This is a genomic window from Streptococcus sp. GMD4S, from assembly GCF_000296955.1.
The window spans coordinates 1-1,754 of the sequence record NZ_AJRE01000022.1 but is presented as its reverse complement, the minus strand read 5'-3'; the positions used below and the strand labels follow the sequence as shown (position 1 = coordinate 1,754).

Sequence of the window (1,754 nt, the reverse complement as noted above, 5' to 3'; positions counted from 1 at the left end):
CTGAAAAAGTGGCTATACAGGAACGAAGTCTAGACCGCATAACTTCCCATCTGAGACCCTTACTCATATAGACTTTCTCCTCTGAAAGGATATCAGAAGTTGGTTTACGAAGAATTGAACAAAAACCTGTTTCTATCAATTCCCAACCGCTATTTCTAAAATCTTGTAGTTCATGCTTATACTTTTTAAGAAATCTAGAATCATAGATATGGTAGATGACATCGTCCGGTTGACAGTGGTCAAAATAGAAAAAACCAAAACGACTAGTTCTATATCTCCAACCTTTCAAGTGCATCTCATGTAAAAATTCTTCTTCCTTGTCCAAATCAACAATGGTGAAAATCCTAAATTGTACTTTGCTATTCATTGTCTTACCTCCAAATCAGAAAACATACATGGTTTTATTTTTCAGATAATTCTTTCCACTTTTGAAACAAGCTCCAAAAAATATAAGAAATCTGAACCGCAAAAACTATCAATAAAACACAATCTATTATGACAATCAAAAACATTCCCCAACTGAAAGAACTAGCTCCACTGACAAACTTTGAGAAAACCGGTAGTAGAGCTAAAAATAGAATCAAAATAGGAAGCATCCGCAGTCTTAAAATCCGTTTGATCATAGCTAACTTCCCTGTAGCGTCATTATAGATTTCAAACTCAGTATCCGATTCAATTTCAGAATGCGCTTTTCTAAAATAGGAAAAACTATTAAAGTCTGTAATATGCTCCCAGCCACAGTCTTTAAATAGTTGTAAATAGGAGGCTCTCTCTGATTTTTTCATGGGATAAAAGTCCAACTGATAAGACACCTGCTCCGGTTGGCACTTTTCAAAGGTATACTTAACTACAAACAATAAGATAGAATAGCTTACTTTCCTAAGCTTCCAGCCCTTAGCATGCATTTCTCTAAAGTATAGAGCTTCCCTCTCATAATCCGCAATTGTAAAAATTCGATAAACAATTTTCTTTTCCATCATACTTCCTCCAAACTGTTTCTATAGAGCCGTTCAATACGTTTCAATTCAATATCTAAGACTTTGCGTCCCAAGTCTGTAATCTGATAGATTTTCCGTTTTTCCTCCTCTCGGACAAAAGAAATCAAGCCATCCTTTTCCATCTTTGACAAGGTTCCATACATAGTTCCAGGACTAATCGAAACTTGCGAATCTGTCATCTCCTTGACCTTTTGCGTAATACTATAACCATGACGTTCCTTTTGCAGACAGAACAAAATATAAAAGCCCGTTTCCGTCATCGGAAGATAGACCCGACGAACCTTATCTGTTAATTCCATTTATAGGCACCTCCTATTCAGTTCGATATATCGCACTTCGTTATATAAAATATATCACAGCTCGATATAAAATGCAAGAAAAAGAGAGAACGATTTCTCGTTCTCTCTTCTTAGACTCAGGAATTAAGAATTCAATTTCTTATTTCCTAAGAGTGGCTTAGTCTTTCTTACGAAGAACAAAAGCTGCTAGACTTGCAAAGGCAAGACCGATGATTGAAAGAAGACCAGATACTGCTGAACCCGTGTTTGGTAACAAGTTCTGATTTTGACTACTTCTTTCTTCTGGTTGACTAGTATTTCCAGAATCTTTAATTGGGGCCGGAGTGAATTCCCAGGTGCCTACGAAGTGTGCGTCTGCTCCATTGATGATTTCAGATGTCTTGTCATAAGACTTGAAGCTCCATGTGCCTTCTGCTGTCTTCACTTCTGTTTGACTTGGTTGAGTTGGAGTTACTTG

4 protein-coding genes are annotated in these 1,754 nt (G+C 36.9%); all 4 read right to left on the bottom strand.

All coding sequences use genetic code 11. From position 1 onward, the window contains the following. A partial coding sequence (locus tag GMD4S_RS00435; protein ID WP_001086357.1) for a DUF2812 domain-containing protein occupies positions 1-367 on the bottom strand: 367 nt, incomplete at its 3' end. Positions 368-401: 34 nt separating this feature from the next. Then, positions 402-977 (bottom strand): DUF2812 domain-containing protein, encoded by a 576-nt coding sequence (locus GMD4S_RS00430; RefSeq protein ID WP_008283872.1) that lies wholly within the window; start codon positions 975-977, stop codon positions 402-404. Beyond that, positions 977-1,297 (bottom strand): PadR family transcriptional regulator, encoded by a 321-nt coding sequence (locus GMD4S_RS00425; RefSeq protein WP_000423991.1) that lies wholly within the window; start codon positions 1,295-1,297, stop codon positions 977-979. The genes GMD4S_RS00430 and GMD4S_RS00425 overlap by 1 nt, the downstream gene beginning before the upstream one ends. Before the next feature lie 157 nt (positions 1,298-1,454). Then, a partial coding sequence (locus tag GMD4S_RS00420; RefSeq protein ID WP_000304176.1) for an SHIRT domain-containing protein occupies positions 1,455-1,754 on the bottom strand: 300 nt, incomplete at its 5' end.